General features: G+C 54.3%; 16 protein-coding genes and 1 other annotated feature. Of the genes, 8 read left to right on the plus strand and 8 right to left on the minus strand.

The features are described from left to right. Positions 1-23: 23 nt before the first annotated feature. The 4 genes from dnaX to ABEH87_RS08990 all read right to left on the minus strand — a co-directional run bounded on the left by dnaX (position 24) and on the right by ABEH87_RS08990 (position 4,049). A complete protein-coding gene (gene dnaX / locus ABEH87_RS08975; protein WP_346575823.1) occupies positions 24-1,958 on the minus strand; it encodes a DNA polymerase III subunit gamma/tau in 1,935 nt (644 codons plus the stop codon). Then, positions 618-679: a sequence feature (DnaX frameshifting element), on the minus strand. (Overlaps the previous gene by 62 nt.) Before the next feature lie 214 nt (positions 1,959-2,172). Continuing rightward, positions 2,173-2,772 carry an Ail/Lom family outer membrane beta-barrel protein gene (locus tag ABEH87_RS08980; protein ID WP_346575825.1) on the minus strand — a complete coding sequence of 200 codons (600 nt, stop codon included), beginning with the start codon at positions 2,770-2,772 and terminating at the stop codon, positions 2,173-2,175. A gap of 190 nt (positions 2,773-2,962) precedes the next feature. Further along, positions 2,963-3,514 (minus strand): adenine phosphoribosyltransferase, encoded by a 552-nt coding sequence (gene apt / locus ABEH87_RS08985; protein ID WP_346575827.1) that lies wholly within the window; start codon positions 3,512-3,514, stop codon positions 2,963-2,965. A 157-nt stretch (positions 3,515-3,671) separates the two neighbouring features. After that, the gene (locus tag ABEH87_RS08990) at positions 3,672-4,049 is read right to left on the minus strand and encodes a DUF454 family protein (RefSeq protein ID WP_346575828.1); all 378 of its coding nucleotides are present in this window, start codon (positions 4,047-4,049) and stop codon (positions 3,672-3,674) included. Between the two features lie 66 nt (positions 4,050-4,115). On the opposite strand from ABEH87_RS08990, the gene ABEH87_RS08995 reads away from it, so the two are divergent. The 3 genes from ABEH87_RS08995 to rsmS all read left to right on the plus strand — a co-directional run bounded on the left by ABEH87_RS08995 (position 4,116) and on the right by rsmS (position 5,149). Then, complete coding sequence (locus tag ABEH87_RS08995; protein ID WP_346575830.1) at positions 4,116-4,652, plus strand: primosomal replication protein; 537 nt, start codon at positions 4,116-4,118, stop codon at positions 4,650-4,652. Between the two features lie 66 nt (positions 4,653-4,718). Further along, entirely contained in the window at positions 4,719-4,964 is a 246-nt protein-coding gene (locus tag ABEH87_RS09000; RefSeq protein ID WP_346575832.1) for a hypothetical protein, read from the plus strand. A 35-nt stretch (positions 4,965-4,999) separates the two neighbouring features. After that, positions 5,000-5,149 carry a pleiotropic regulatory protein RsmS gene (gene rsmS, locus ABEH87_RS09005; protein WP_346575833.1) on the plus strand — a complete coding sequence of 50 codons (150 nt, stop codon included), beginning with the start codon at positions 5,000-5,002 and terminating at the stop codon, positions 5,147-5,149. An 8-nt stretch (positions 5,150-5,157) separates the two neighbouring features. Here rsmS and acrR read toward each other — a convergent pair whose 3' ends face one another. After that, the gene (acrR, locus tag ABEH87_RS09010; protein ID WP_346575834.1) at positions 5,158-5,796 is read right to left on the minus strand and encodes a multidrug efflux transporter transcriptional repressor AcrR; all 639 of its coding nucleotides are present in this window, start codon (positions 5,794-5,796) and stop codon (positions 5,158-5,160) included. 141 nt (positions 5,797-5,937) lie between these two features. On the opposite strand from acrR, the gene ABEH87_RS09015 reads away from it, so the two are divergent. The 5 genes from ABEH87_RS09015 to ABEH87_RS09035 all read left to right on the plus strand — a co-directional run bounded on the left by ABEH87_RS09015 (position 5,938) and on the right by ABEH87_RS09035 (position 12,241). Further along, a complete protein-coding gene (locus ABEH87_RS09015; protein ID WP_346575836.1) occupies positions 5,938-7,137 on the plus strand; it encodes an efflux RND transporter periplasmic adaptor subunit in 1,200 nt (399 codons plus the stop codon). Between the two features lie 16 nt (positions 7,138-7,153). Then, positions 7,154-10,306 (plus strand): multidrug efflux RND transporter permease subunit AcrB, encoded by a 3,153-nt coding sequence (gene acrB / locus ABEH87_RS09020; RefSeq protein ID WP_346575837.1) that lies wholly within the window; start codon positions 7,154-7,156, stop codon positions 10,304-10,306. Between the two features lie 149 nt (positions 10,307-10,455). Beyond that, positions 10,456-10,716, plus strand: coding sequence for a type B 50S ribosomal protein L31 (locus tag ABEH87_RS09025; RefSeq protein WP_346575839.1), 261 nt, complete (start codon positions 10,456-10,458; stop codon positions 10,714-10,716). 9 nt (positions 10,717-10,725) lie between these two features. Continuing rightward, entirely contained in the window at positions 10,726-10,869 is a 144-nt protein-coding gene (gene ykgO, locus ABEH87_RS09030) for a type B 50S ribosomal protein L36 (protein WP_062745007.1), read from the plus strand. Positions 10,870-11,464: 595 nt separating this feature from the next. Beyond that, positions 11,465-12,241, plus strand: coding sequence for a hypothetical protein (locus ABEH87_RS09035; RefSeq protein ID WP_346575842.1), 777 nt, complete (start codon positions 11,465-11,467; stop codon positions 12,239-12,241). 46 nt (positions 12,242-12,287) lie between these two features. Here the strand turns inward: ABEH87_RS09035 and ABEH87_RS09040 are convergent, their stop codons facing one another. Genes ABEH87_RS09040 through ABEH87_RS09050 form a run of 3 tightly spaced genes read right to left on the minus strand, consistent with a single transcriptional unit; the run spans position 12,288 to position 14,718 of the window. After that, positions 12,288-13,166: a metal ABC transporter substrate-binding protein gene (locus ABEH87_RS09040; protein WP_346575844.1), complete on the minus strand. Its 879-nt coding sequence runs from the start codon at positions 13,164-13,166 to the stop codon at positions 12,288-12,290. After that, a complete protein-coding gene (locus tag ABEH87_RS09045) occupies positions 13,163-14,032 on the minus strand; it encodes a metal ABC transporter permease (protein ID WP_346575846.1) in 870 nt (289 codons plus the stop codon). Before ABEH87_RS09045 ends, ABEH87_RS09040 begins: the two co-directional genes overlap by 4 nt. Then, positions 14,029-14,718, minus strand: a complete 690-nt coding sequence (locus ABEH87_RS09050; RefSeq protein ID WP_346575848.1) for an ABC transporter ATP-binding protein — start codon at positions 14,716-14,718, stop codon at positions 14,029-14,031. Before ABEH87_RS09050 ends, ABEH87_RS09045 begins: the two co-directional genes overlap by 4 nt. Positions 14,719-14,919: the final 201 nt, after the last annotated feature.

Raw genomic sequence — 14,919 nt, forward strand, 5'->3', positions numbered from 1 at the left:
CAACGTAGCTGCGATGCGGCGGGTTAAACAGGTCGGATACTTTCTTCGTCCACGTCGGCATCGAAAAACCGACGCAGCGTCTGAATATGAGTATCTGTGATAATCGACTGACGCGCCTGCGCCAGTTTCTCTTCATAGATTTTTTGCCGCCATTCCAGCGGCGTCAGCACGGCAGGATTATCATCTTCCACCACCGTTAATTCAATGGGGTGCCCGGCAGCCGCATTCAAGGCATCGCTCAGCGCTTTTTGCGCCGAAGGCGAATTCAGATGGCGCTGGCTGGAACGCAAATGCAGGCAAATGCCGTTGGCGGTTTGCTCTTTCCAGGCGTTTAACGCCAGCTGTTGTACCAGTTTAGGCATGCTGAGTGCCGAAATTTCGGCGGCCCAGGCATCGCGCTCCAGCGACTCCGCGACCAGCTTGACCATCAGCTCCGGATTCTTTTCATGCTCCAGCGCGGTACGTAATGCCTTAGGTGTCGCCACCGGCTCGGCTTTCACTTCCGTGGGGTTTTGCGCCTTCCAGCGATACGCCTCTTCCTTTACCGGTACGGCTTCGGCCTGTTGCAGGCGTTGCTGCCCGCGTTCGGTAACCGCAGCAAGCCGCTCCAGGGCCGAGCTCGCCGGCCGCGCACCCTGCGCTGCCGGCTCAGTCTTTTTTGGCTTACTCGCCCCCTGATGACGCATCAGCTGTGTTCGCGCCTGCAGGAGCTGGCTGGTAGCGTCGGATAATCCCTGAGGAGGCGGCGCTTCCTGAACCGGTGGTGGTGGTGACGGCGGGTTTACGGGGGCCGCACCCTGTACCGGCGCCGCCTTCTCTGGCGATGTCTGTAACGCCATGGTCGGGCGCGCGACCGGATCGGCAATCACCGCTTTAGGATGAAAAGCCAGCGCACGCAGCAGCGTCATTTCGACACCCATACGGCGATCGGGCGCCAGCGGCAGCTCTTTGCGGCCCACCAGCAGTGTCTGATAGTAAAGCTGGACATCGGCAGGAGGCAACACGCGGGCCAGCTCGCGCAGACGCTGCTCAATGGCGACCATATCATCACCCAGCGCGGAGGGCAGCAGCTGGATCATTGCGATACGGTGCAGCAGGGTGAGCATTTCCACCAGCAGGGCTTCCCACTCTACGCCGCGAGCCGCCGCCTGGTTGAGCAGTGCCATGACCTGGGCACCGTCGGCATGCACCAGCGCTTCGATCAGCGCCAGCGGCTGCTCGTCATCAAGCGTGCCCAGCATATCATTGACGGTCGCGGTGGTGACCTGCCCCTGCCCCATGGCGATCGCCTGGTCAGTGAGGCTCAGCGCATCACGCATGCTGCCGTCTGCGGCGCGCGCCAGCATCTGAAGCGCGCGGGTTTCGGCACTAATCTGTTCTGCGTGCAGTACATGCTCCAGCTGACCACGAATCTGCTCCTGATCGAGCGCTTTCAGATGGAATTGCAGACAGCGGGATAAAATGGTGACCGGCAGCTTCTGCGGATCGGTGGTCGCCAGCAGGAATTTTACGTGCTCAGGCGGCTCTTCCAGCGTTTTCAACAGTGCATTGAAGCTGTGACGCGAGAGCATGTGAACTTCATCAATCAGATAAACTTTGAAGCGGCCGCGCGCCGGAGCGTACTGCACGTTGTCCAGCAGATCGCGCGTGTCTTCCACCTTGGTACGGGAAGCCGCATCAATCTCAATCAGGTCAACAAAACGACCCTGCTCGATCTCGCGACAGTTATCGCACTGTCCACAGGGCGTGGCGGTGATGCCGGTTTCACAGTTCAGCCCTTTTGCCAGCAGCCTGGCAATGGTGGTTTTGCCGACGCCACGGGTGCCGGAAAACAGATAAGCGTGATGGATGCGGCCAAGGGACAAACCGTTAGCCAGCGCGGTCAGAACATGTTGCTGACCGACAACATCAGTAAATGCTTGTGGGCGCCACTTGCGGGCCAGTACCTGATAGCTCATTAAGACTTCATCATCGATTGGAATAATTGCATTAAGGTTGTGATAAACCAGACCGGGCAACTATAACAGTTTATCGGCTTCCCCGTCTTATTCCTGTTACTTTATCACGGCCGGTTGATGGGATAACGGGCAAAAAAAAGCCATGATGTCATGGCTGAGCAGGGAGAAAGGGGGAAGGATTTATTCCGGAACAGGATGAAAACACCGGAGAAGATTAGAAACGATAGCCGACCCCGATGTTGAAACCATTGCTGGACGTTTTCTGGACGCGGCCCGCCTGATAGCCGACATCCACCGCCAGATTATCAATCAGGTTTAACTGCACGCCCGTCCCCCAGGCAAAACGGGCGTGAGAGATTTTATAACGCCCGCTCCAGTCGCCCTTTTCGCTATGATAGTAGTTGGTTTTATTCGTGCTGCTCTCCCAACCGGGCCCGCCCAGAAAATAGAGACTGGCCCACGGGGTCACACGTAAAGCTGGACCGACCATCAGGGAGTAGTAACGCACCCGGTGGTTTTTCACTACGGCCCCCTCGTCGAAAGACTGGCTGCCCCGGGTACTCATGGCCGTGAAGGACACCATAGCGCTGAGTGGCAGATCGGGGATCTCATAACGATACTTCGCGTTGACCCCTTTCAGATTTTTAAAATGCCGGATGTGGCTGTCAGCAAACCCAAGCGTAATAGTATGCAAACCCCCGATCTTTTCAGGTTGATAGTAGGGCTGTTCTAAAGGGGGTTCCACATCGGGCACTGATTCCGCAGCCCCCGCCACTGGTGACAAAAACAGCAGCGCGGTGACAATTTTTTTCATCTTCCTCTTCTTCCATGAATACGATTTTCTGACAGGCGTCGCGTTGATTGCCGTCGTATTCTAAAGCAGCGAATGATCGGGTCGCAGCGAATCGTGCCCAACGGAGAAGGGGCGCATTTTTTGCTTTCGGGAAATGGGGGCGGGGCTTAGCAAATCTTCGGGACCGGGCGGAAACCCGGCCCCCAGAGGCTTAGTGACCGGGGAAGTTCACCAGGCTGTAGCTTTCAATACCGAGCGCTTTCAGACGCGATTCGCCGGTCAGATCGAACAGGTTAATAATGAAAGCGGCGTCTTTCACGCTGCCGCCAGCACGACGGATCAGTTTCACCGTTGCTTCAATCGTGCCACCGGTTGCCAGCAGATCGTCAATCACCAGCACGATATCACCCGGCTGGATAGCATCACAGTGCAGTTCCAGCGTATCCGTGCCGTATTCCAGCTCGTAAGTTTCTGCAAAGGTTTTACGCGGCAGTTTGCCCGGCTTGCGCACAGGAACAAAACCCACGCCCAGCCCGAGCGCGACGGGCGCACCGAACAGGAAACCACGCGCTTCAGTGCCCACCACTTTCGTGATGCCAGCATGACGATAGCGTTCAACTAACAGCTCAATGCTCAGTGCAAACGCCGTCGGATCTTCCAGCAGGCTGGTGACATCACGAAAGAGAATGCCCGGCTTTGGATAATCCGGGATGCTTTTGATACTGTTTTTAATCAATTCAAGCTGCTGCGCAGTCGCGGTCATAATGTTATGCCTGGTAAATACAAATCTGACTCGCGCAGCTTCGTTTCACACAGCGACACTGTTTGTCGGGTGAAATTCAGACGTTGAGGGGAAGCCACGCACGAAAACGACCAAATCTATGCAAAGCGCCGGACAATTGCAACCGCATTGACAGAAATCACGGCTTTTCTTGCTCGTCATCAACCACCGGCAGGCGGATCATAAAGATCAGCAGAGCGCCGAGGATCGCCAGCAGCAGCAGGCGTACCCAGAGGATCTTGACCATCCACAGCGAAAAAGCAAAAGTGATCAAAATAAACACCATCGCCCTGCTCTTTGCACCCGGCGGCATCGCCCGGTGCTGCTGCCAGTGGCGCAGATAGCGGCCAAAAACCGAACGGTGTAGTAGCCAGTGATGAAAGCGCGGTGAAGAGCGGGCAAAACACCAGGCGGCCAGCAACAAAAATGGCGTGGTTGGCAGCAGCGGCAGGACAACCCCCAGCGTAGCCAACACCACGGCGATCCAGCCTAAAACAATCAAAAAATAACGTTGCATGGTTCGCCCGAAAAACTGTCCCCGAATCAGGTTATCATACAGAGCATTGCTGCCACGGAGAACAAAATGAAAAGCGCAGATTTACTACAACAACTGGACAGGCAGCTTGAACAGCTTGCGCAGGCCGTGGAACCCCATGCTAACAATCGCACCGCCAGGGCTCGCTTTGATATCCAGCTGTTTCACTGCCACACCACCCGGCTGGGCGATTATCTGCTGGAAGTTCGCCAGACGATGGCGCAACTGAAGCAAAGCGTGAAGGATAACCGCAGCGAAAGCGTGGCATGGATGGCGGAACGCGTCGTCCTGCAGATGAGTGCATTACAGCGCGAGCTGGCGACGCAAAAACTGCGCAGCAGCGAATCCCGGCCGACGCCCGTCAGAGAAAACCTGTATGAGAAACTGGCCGAGCATCAGGATTTCGAACGCCGTTTACGCGCCATGATTAGCGATCGGGAAAGTCTGTTGGGGGTGCAGGAGACCCTGGTACAGCAACAGCAGTTGCAGCGTGAAGTCGCCGCGCTGGAGGGCAGACTGCAGCGCTGTTTGCAGGCGCTGAAGCGCATCGAACGCGGGATTGAAAACCGTGAACGCAACGGCTAAACACCCCACTGCCCGGCCTGAGTAACGGCTATACTAGTCACATTTTCCTGTGGATGGAGGCAAACAATGGGACTGATTTCCTGGCTGGTTATCGGTTTACTGGTGGGCTTTGTTTCCCGCTATTTCTTCCCCGGACGACCGGGCGGTATGATGCCAACGCTGGTGCTTGCTGCTGTTGGTGCGTTGATCGGCGGCTATATCAGTACCTATGCCAGTTACGGTACGCTGGCATCCGTTGACCCGCGAGCAATGCTGATGGCGTTAGCCGGCGGTCTGGCGATGATGGTGGTGGTCAAAATTTTACGTATCTGAGCGTGGTTCGCCCAGGTTACTCAACAGGAGAAGCTATGTCACTGGAAACCGCGTCTGAGGACGTTAAACTTGCTGTCGATTTGATCATGTTGCTGGAAGAGAATCAGATAGCGCCAGAAACGGTGCTGGCAGCGCTGGCGATCGTACAGCGGGATTTTGAACAAAAACTCGCCAGACGTTCATAATCGGAGAGTTATACTGGCTTGCGCAGCGTCGGGCAGAGCAGCAGCATATCAATGAGCGTCGCAACTAACTGCGGGGCATCGCCCGCCAGATCAAAGCTTTCCGGCATAAATAACCAGTTTTCCATAATGCCGCTGATATAGCCGCGCATCACAATCGCAGCACGCCGGGTGTCGAGGTTTTCCGGGAGTTGTTTTGCATCAATACACTGAGCTAAAACATCTTCTATCTTTTCGTAACATTCCAGATAGAGATTTTGCTGCATCAGCTGTAGGGTAGTCATTTCACCGACAAATTCACATTTATGGTAAATAATTTCCATAAGTGCACGTCGTCTGGGGTCACTGGCTGTTGCGTCAAGGACATACAGCAACATTGCACGCAGCACAGAAAGTGGATCAGAAGGATATTTTGATTGATACTCAAGCTCCAGGTCCGCCAGTCCGGATTCGGACTGCGCCCAAATTTCATTAAGCAAATCGGTTTTATTTTTGAAATGCCAGTAGATTGCACCCCGCGTCACGCCAGCACTTGAGGCAATATCAGCCAGTGACGTTTTAGAAACGCCATATTCAGAAAAGCGCTCGATAGCAGCATCGATGATGTGATTGCGCGTTTCCTGCGCCTGTTGTTTGGTATTTCGTGCCATGAGGGTGTTATTTACAAAGGGTTAGACTTACATACATTTTCGAATGTATGTACCATAGCACGACCATAATTTAAACGCAGCAATGGGTTTATGGGTTTGTGATCCATTGAACAATCGATATCGGACACTCGAGGTTTATTTATGAACAAAAACAGAGGGTTAACGCCTCTGGCGGCCGTTCTGATGCTTTCAGGAAGCTTAGTGCTAGCGGGATGTGATAACAAAGATTCGCAGCAGGCCGGACAGCAACAGGCACCTGAAGTGGGCATCAAGACGTTGAAAAGCGCCCCACTAAAAATTACAACCGACCTGCCAGGTCGTACCTCATCGTTCCGAATTGCTGAAGTTCGCCCACAGGTGTCAGGCATTATTCTGAAACGCAATTTTGTAGAGGGAAGTGATATCAAGGCGGGCGAATCCTTGTATCAGATCGATCCTGCCACTTACCAGGCTTCTTACAATAGCGCGAAAGGTGATCTGGCACAGGCTCAGGCTAATGCACAAATCGCCGCATTAACCGTCAAACGCTATAAACCGTTGCTGGGCACGAAGTACATCAGTCAGCAGGACTACGACACCGCCATGGCTACGCAAAGCCAGACCGCGGCTGCCGTTCAGGTGGCTCAGGCCTCTCTGGAAAATGCCCGCATCAACCTCGCTTATACCCGTGTGACCTCGCCTATCAGCGGACGCATCGGTAAATCGTCAGTAACGGAAGGCGCGCTGGTTGCCAGTGGGCAGACCACTGCGCTGGCAACCGTTCAGCAGCTCGACCCGATCTATGTTGATGTGACCCAGTCCAGCGAAGATTTTATGCGCCTGCGCAACGAGCTGAGCTCCGGCAAACTGCAGCAGACCGACGGCAAAGCTGAAGTTAAGCTCCTGATGCAAAATGGTAGCGAATACGCGCAGAGCGGAACATTAGAATTCTCTGATGTCACCGTTGATGAAACCACCGGTTCCATTACGCTGCGCGCCGTGTTCCCTAACCCGGACCACACTCTGCTGCCTGGCATGTTCGTCCGTGCCCGTCTGGATGAAGGCACCAACCCGAACGCGCTGCTGGTTCCTCAGCAGGGTGTGACCCGCACACCAACCGGCCAGGCTACGGCCATGGTGGTAGGCGCGGATAATAAGGTTGAAGTCCGTAATCTGACTGCCGACCAGGCATTCGGTGACAAATGGCTGGTAACTGACGGTCTGAAAGAAGGCGATCGTGTGATTGTGACCGGTCTGCAACGCGTGAAACCTGGTGCACCCGTAACGCCTCAGGAAGTCAGCGATGACAACGCCAAAGCAGGCACCGAGTCTCAGGCGAAGTCTGAACAACCGAAGTCTTAACAGGAGCCGCTGAGACATGGCTAAGTTTTTTATCGATCGCCCCATCTTTGCCTGGGTAATCGCCATCATTATTATGCTGGCGGGTGCGCTGTCGATTCTTAAACTGCCGATCGAGCAATATCCTAACGTTGCTCCAACGGCAATTGAGATCACAGCAACCTACCCAGGTGCTGATGCGAAAACGCTGCAGGACTCCGTCACGCAGGTTATCGAACAGAACATGAACGGCATCGACGGCATGATGTATATGGGTTCAAGCAGTGACTCCTCCGGGACGTTGCAGCTGACTCTGACATTTGAGTCGGGTACGGATGCTGATATCGCCCAGGTGCAGGTGCAGAATAAACTGCAACTGGCGATGCCGCTGCTGCCGCAGGAAGTGCAACAACAGGGGATTAAGGTTCAGAAATCCTCCAGTAGCTTCCTGATGGTCGCCGGTTTCATCAATGACGATGGCACCATGACGCAGAACGACCTCTCCGACTATGTCGGGTCAAATATTAAAGACCCTATCAGTCGCGTGTCCGGTGTCGGTGATACCCAGCTGTTCGGTGCGCAGTATGCGATGCGTATCTGGATGGATCCTCATAAGCTGAACAACTACTCGTTAACGCCTGTTGATGTTATCAGTGCGATTAACACCCAGAACGCCCAGGTGGCGGCAGGTCAGCTCGGTGGTTCACCGCCGGTGCAGGGCCAGCAGCTTAACGCCTCGATTATTGCGCAGACGCGCCTGACCTCGGCGGAAGAGTTCGGCAAAATCCTGCTGAAAGTGAACAGCGACGGTTCGCGTGTGCGTCTGAGTGATGTGGCACACATCGAACTGGGTGGTGAAAACTACGAGATTATTGCCCGCTACAATGGCAAACCTGCTTCAGGTCTGGGGATTAAGCTGGCAACCGGCGCGAATGCGCTGGATACCGCTGCCGCAGTGAAAGCGGAACTGACTAAACTTGAGCCGTTCTTCCCGGCCGGGATGAAAGTGGTTTACCCGTATGACACCACGCCATTCGTTAAGATTTCTATTAACGAAGTAGTGAAAACGCTGGTCGAAGCTATCGTGCTGGTGTTCCTGGTCATGTATCTGTTCCTGCAAAACTTCCGCGCAACGCTGATCCCAACGATCGCCGTACCGGTGGTACTGCTGGGCACGTTTGCGATTATCAGCGCCTTCGGGTACTCGATAAACACGCTGACGATGTTCGGGATGGTGCTGGCCATCGGCCTGCTGGTCGATGATGCCATCGTGGTGGTGGAAAACGTCGAGCGTGTGATGGCCGAAGAGGGCCTGCCGCCGAAAGAAGCCACGCGTAAATCGATGGATCAGATCCAGGGTGCGCTGGTCGGTATTGCGCTGGTGCTGTCAGCGGTATTTATTCCGATGGCCTTCTTCGGTGGGTCTACCGGCGTTATCTATCGTCAGTTCTCGATTACCATTGTTTCCGCGATGGTGCTGTCGGTCATCGTGGCACTGATTCTGACTCCGGCACTCTGTGCCACCATGCTGAAACCGATTGCGAAAGGCGACCACGGTAAGACCACCGGCTTCTTCGGCTGGTTTAACCGCCTGTTCGACAAGAGCACCAATCACTATACCGAAAGCGTAGGCCACATCGTACGCAGCACCGGTCGTTACCTGGTGATTTATCTGCTGATCGTCGTGGGCATGGCCTTCCTGTTCCTGCGCCTGCCGACCTCCTTCCTGCCGGAAGAAGATCAGGGTGTGTTCCTGACCATGGCCCAGCTTCCTGCCGGTGCCACCCAGGAGCGTACTCAGAAGGTGCTGGATGAGGTGACGGATTACTACCTGAATAAAGAAAAAGCCACGGTAAACTCCGTGTTTACCGTTAACGGCTTTGGCTTTGCAGGTCGTGGTCAGAACACCGGTCTCGCCTTCGTCAGTCTGAAGCCGTGGGATGAACGCCCGGGTGCCGACAATAAGGTTCCGGCAATCGCCGGGCGGGCAATGGGCGCACTCTCCTCCATTAAAGATGCGATGGTGATCCCTTTCAACCTGCCAGCCATTGTTGAACTGGGTCAGGCGACAGGCTTCGACTTCCAGCTTATCGATCAGGGTGGCCTTGGCCATGAAAAACTGACCGCCGCGCGTAACCAGCTGCTGGGCATGATTGCCCAACATCCGGATGTGCTGGTCGGTGTGCGTCCTAATGGTCTGGAAGATACGCCGCAGTACAAACTCTCTATCGACCAGGAAAAAGCGCAGGCGCTGGGGGTATCGCTTTCTGATATCAACACCACGCTGGCAGCCGCCTGGGGTGGTTCTTACGTCAATGACTTCATTGACCGTGGCCGCGTGAAGAAAGTCTATGTCATGGGTGAAGCGCCTTACCGTATGTTGCCTGGTGATATCGGCAACTGGTATGTCCGCTCCAGCAGCGGCGAAATGGTGTCATTTGACGCCTTCGCGTCGGCTAACTGGGTTTACGGTTCGCCACGTCTGGAACGTTATAACGGCCTGCCATCAATGGAGCTGTTAGGACAACCGGCACCGGGTAAAAGCTCCGGTGAAGCGATGGACCTGATGCAGGACCTGGCATCGAAACTGCCAACCGGTATCGGCTACGACTGGACGGGTATGTCTTACCAGGAACGTTTGTCGGGTAACCAGGCACCTGCCCTGTATGCTATCTCGCTGATTGTGGTGTTCCTGTGTCTGGCGGCACTGTACGAGAGCTGGTCGATTCCGTTCTCGGTGATGCTGGTTGTACCGCTGGGTGTCGTCGGGGCGCTGATCTTCACCACCCTGCGCGGGCTGAGCAATGACGTTTACTTTGTCGTGGGGCTGCTGACAACCATAGGGTTGTCGGCGAAGAACGCCATCCTGATAGTCGAGTTTGCTAAAGACCTGATGGAAAAAGAAGGAAAAGGACTGGTCGAGGCGACTCTGGATGCGGTACGTATGCGTTTACGTCCGATTCTGATGACCTCACTCGCCTTTATCCTCGGTGTTCTGCCGCTGGCAATCAGTAGCGGTGCAGGCTCCGGTGCTCAGAACGCCGTAGGTACTGGCGTAATGGGCGGCATGGTTACCGCAACCGTGCTGGCTATCTTCTTTGTTCCCGTGTTCTTTGTGGTGGTTCGCCGCCGCTTCAGTAAGAACAAAGAGGAGCTGGAACACAGCCATCCTGTAGATACTCATCACCACTGATTCGTTCAGCGCTGATGTGAATAAGAGGCCACCTTCGGGTGGCCTCTTTTTTTATTTAACTGCTCCTCCCCGGCCCCTTCTGCAGTTGCAATTTAATCCTCAGTGTCGCATACTATTGTTATAGTATAACATTACATTAAGGGTAAATAATGAAACAGGGTATTCATCCTGCTTACCGCCAGGTGGTGTTCCATGACACTACGGCCGATGCTTACTTTGTGGTGGGTTCCACCATCAAAACTGACCGCACGATCGAACACGAAGGCAAACAGATGCCGTACGTCCTGCTGGACGTCTCTTCTGCCTCACACGTTTACTACACCGGTAAACAGAAAGAATTTGGCAAAGAAGGCAGTGCCGCACGCTTCAGTCAGCGTTTCGGTGGTTTTCTTGGTGCGATGAAAAAATAAGGACCCATCATGCAGGTATTAAGCTCACTGGCTTCGGCCAAAAAACGCCATAAAGATTGCAAGATTGTTCGCCGTCATGGCCGCGTGTTTGTGATTTGTAAAAGTAATCCCCGCTTTAAAGCCGTTCAGGGCACGGGTGGAAAAAAACGCTGATGACCTCGTCGTCTCGTCCTTTCAGAGGGGATAGCGCAAGCTAGCCCCTTTTCATGCTGTTTACTGCATTTGTAAGTAAGCACCTTTCAATAAGCACCAGTAAATCCCCTTAATTTCCCCTGGGTTAGCCTCCCCCCCATCATTCACTCTGCACACCGCCGACCTGCCTGGCATTTTTAGCTAAATTAACAACTTTAAAATCAGTAACTTAAAATACGAAGTCGTTAAGTTGTTTTATCGTGACCGGACGATGGTGCAGATGCAGTGTTGTTTAGGTATGAGGCCAACGTCTTCGATAAATCAGTAATGTTACGCATCATAATTTAATAGGGATATCATAATGAAACGTTCAACATTAACTCTATTACTCTCATGCGCGATGTTTTCGGTCGCGAGTCAGGCAACGCCCGTTCAACTTTCCTCATTTGCCAATTACCCCGCAGATACAGAAGTTAACGGCTTTCACAGCAGCCTGTTTAACAGCAAAACGGGTACCGTAAACGGGTTTGACCTGCCAATATTGGGATACAGCGAGCTCGATCAGCTCAATGGCTTTCAGCTTGGAGTCGCAGCTGGTTCTTACATCCATGATGGTATGAATGGTGTGGCGCTGGGCCTGTTTAACTGGCACGGAGGGAATGACAGCGGTGTAAACCTGGGGATCGCTAACAGCGTGGGTAACCTCTACGGCGTCAACTTAGGGTTGTATAGTGCGGCACAAGCCGTGCAGGGGGTTAACCTCGGGGCCGTGACGCAGTCTGGTGACGTCGATGGCGTCAATATTGGAGCCATCGCTAACTACACCACGGGGCAGGTGAACGGCGTCAACATTGCTCCCTTCAACTGGACCTGGCAGGACACCTCAGGAGTCAACTTTAGCGCACTCAGCCACACTGGTAATGTAACCGGTGTGAATATCGGTGCGCTGGGTAACTGGACGGAAGGTGATATCACCGGCCTGAACCTTGGGCTCGTCAACGTGTCGGGTAATATCACCGGAGCTAATCTTGCGCCATTTAACTATTCTGGCGACATTACGGGGGCAAATATCGGTGTGGCCAGCATGGCACATAATGTCACCGGTATGAACCTGGGGGCCGTGAATGTGGCTAACGATGTGGATGGTGCCAATATTGGTGCTCTCAACGTTGCTCATAACGTCAACGGCGTTAACTTTGGGGCTATCAACGTGTCTAGCGGTGAAAGCGGTAGCGATTTTGGCGCGTTCAACTATGCCGATACCACTTCATTCCAGTTTGGTATTATCAATGCCACCAAACATCTGGAAGGATTGCAGATTGGGGTTCTGAATATTGCCAACAACGCTACGGTACCGGTTCTGCCACTGGTCAACTACCACCGAAGCTTCTGAATGCCAGCCCCCTCATGGAGGGGGCTGTCTGAGAGCTCAGAATCAGTTACTTCATACTGCTGACTATCGCATTTACGTTATGTTTAAACGCGGCGATATAGCTGTCGGCAGCCCCACCCTTTGCCGTTAACGCTTCCGGATAGAGTTCCCCGCCGGAGGTCGCCCCACTGGAAGAGGCAATCTGTTTCACCAGTCGCGGGTCAGTCTGATTCTCAATAAAGTACGCGTGGATTTTTTCCTGCTTCAGCTGGGTGATCAGCCCGGCAACGTCAGAGGCGCTGGCTTCAGATTCGGTTGAGAAACCAACCGGTGCAAGGAACTCCACCCCGTAACGCTGGCCGAAATAGCCAAATGCATCATGACTGGTCAGTACCTTACGTTTTTCCTGTGGAATAACGCTGAATTCTTTCTGTGCCCAGCTGTCCAGCTGCTTCAGTTGTTCAATGTAAGCTTTACCGTGCTGACGGAAGTAGTCCGCATCTTGCGGGTCGGCAGCGATCAGCGCATTCATCACATTGGTGGCGTAGACCACCCCATTCTGCATGCTGTTCCACGCGTGTGGATCCGTAATCGTCTTTCCGTCTTCTTCCATTTTGCGGGTGTTGATACCCGTAGAAGCGACAACCGTCTGCCCTTTATAGCCTGACGCGCCGATCAGGCGATCCATCCACCCTTCCATACCCAGCCCGCTGACAAAGACAACATCCGCATGAGCCAGCGCCTGGCTGTCTTTGGGCGTCGGTTCAAAACTATGCGGATCGCCGTTTGGCCCGACCAGGCTTTTGACTGCGACGTGTTCGCCTCCGACATTTTTTACTATGTCAGCCAGCACGGTAAAACTGGCGACTGCCTCTACTGTTTTTGCCATCGCCAGCGGCGCCGCCATCAGTGCCGACAACGCGAGTGCTACAGGTAACTTCTTCATACTGACTCCTTCACCATAGACAATTTTTTGCGCCCGGCGAAAAGGCCGCCGCAAGGTCCGATTAAAATAGAAATAAAAAACAAAATAGCGGCGCTGAGCACCACTGCCGGCCCGGCAGGCAGTGAGAGATAAAATGAACCGTACAGCCCGGCAAAGCTGGCCACAGTGGCGAGGATCATCGCCGCTGCCAGCGTGCCGGACAGATGACGGCTCCAGAAGCGCGCACTGGCTGCCGGCAGCATCATCAGCCCGACGCTCATCAGCGTGCCAAGGACCTGAAATCCTGCGACCAGATTAACCACCACCAGCACGAGAAAAATGCCGTGTACCAGAGGAGAGGCCCAGCGATTTTGCGCACGTAGAAAAGTGGGATCGAAAGCATCAATCACCAGCGGCCGGTAGATCAGGGAAAAAATCAGCAGCGAGGCCCCGCTGATGGAACTGACCAGAACAATAGAAGGCACATCAACCGCCAGCAGTGAGCCAAATAATACGTGCAGCAGGTCAACGCTGGAGCCGCGCAGCGATACCAGCGTAACGCCCAGCGCCAGCGAACCGAGATAGAAACCGGCAAAACTGGCATCTTCACGCAGCGGGGTGTAACGGCTGACCGCCCCTGACAGAAGTGCCACCGTCAGTCCGGCAATCGCCCCGCCAACCCCCATCGCCACCAGTGACAGTCCGGAGAGCAAATAGCCAATCGCCGCGCCAGGAAGTACAGCATGCGACAGTGCATCTCCCACCAGGCTCATACGGCGCAGCAGAAGGAAAACACCCAGCGGCGTTGCACTGAGCGATAGCGCAATGCAGGCCACCAGCGCACGACGCATAAAACCAAATTCGATAAAAGGTTGTATCAGCATCATGCCCCGACACCTCCGCTACGACCAAAACTCAGACCGGTAACACCACAGTCACGACATGACCATTCACTGTGCTGCTCCTTCAGGCGAAGGACCTGAGGAAAATGCTGCGCTACCGTGGCCATATCGTGCAGTACCACGATCAGTGTGCAACCTGCCTGATGGCGCTCTGCGAGCAGCTGTAGCAACAACTCAATGGTATCGCTGTCGACGCCGCTGAAAGGTTCATCCAGCAACAGCAGCTCCGCCTCCTGTACCAGCAGACGGGCAAATAACACGCGCTGTAGTTGCCCACCGGACAGCGTGCCCGGCGCCGCAGTGACAAACGGCAGCATATTAACGCGCTCCAGGGCCGACATAACCTGCTGACGCTGCGATCGCGAAATTCCCCTTAACCATCCACAGCGACGCCAGAACCCCATGGCAACCAGGTCAAATACCGTGAGAGGAAAATTTTTTTCAATCTCAGAATGTTGCGGTAGCCAGGCCAGAGACGGACGCGGCAGAGAAAAATGGGCCGAGCCGCTGATCGCGGGTAACATGCCGCACAGCGTCTTCAGCAGCGTGGATTTACCACATCCGTTGGCTCCCACCAGCGCCGTCATGCTGCCACGGGCGAATTCCCCTGACAGCGGTGGCGTGACGGCACGATGCTGATAGCCGACGACAAGTTGATTCAGGACGATCATCAGAGAGCCGCCCACCAGGTCAGTAATACCAGCAGGCTCACAAGAAGGGCTGTCAGTACCATACGGAACCACGCCGGGCAGCAAAGGAGCGTGCCTGCGCGTAAAAAGAGAGGGGGTCTGTTCATAAACTCGCGACTTCATATGTTATAACATAACAATAAAGTAGCTTAAAACGAGGCGGGGAAGGTAAAGTAAAACTGT

Origin of the sequence: Erwinia sp. Eh17-17 (assembly GCF_039675725.1) — a bacterium.
GTDB lineage: Bacteria > Pseudomonadota > Gammaproteobacteria > Enterobacterales > Enterobacteriaceae > Erwinia.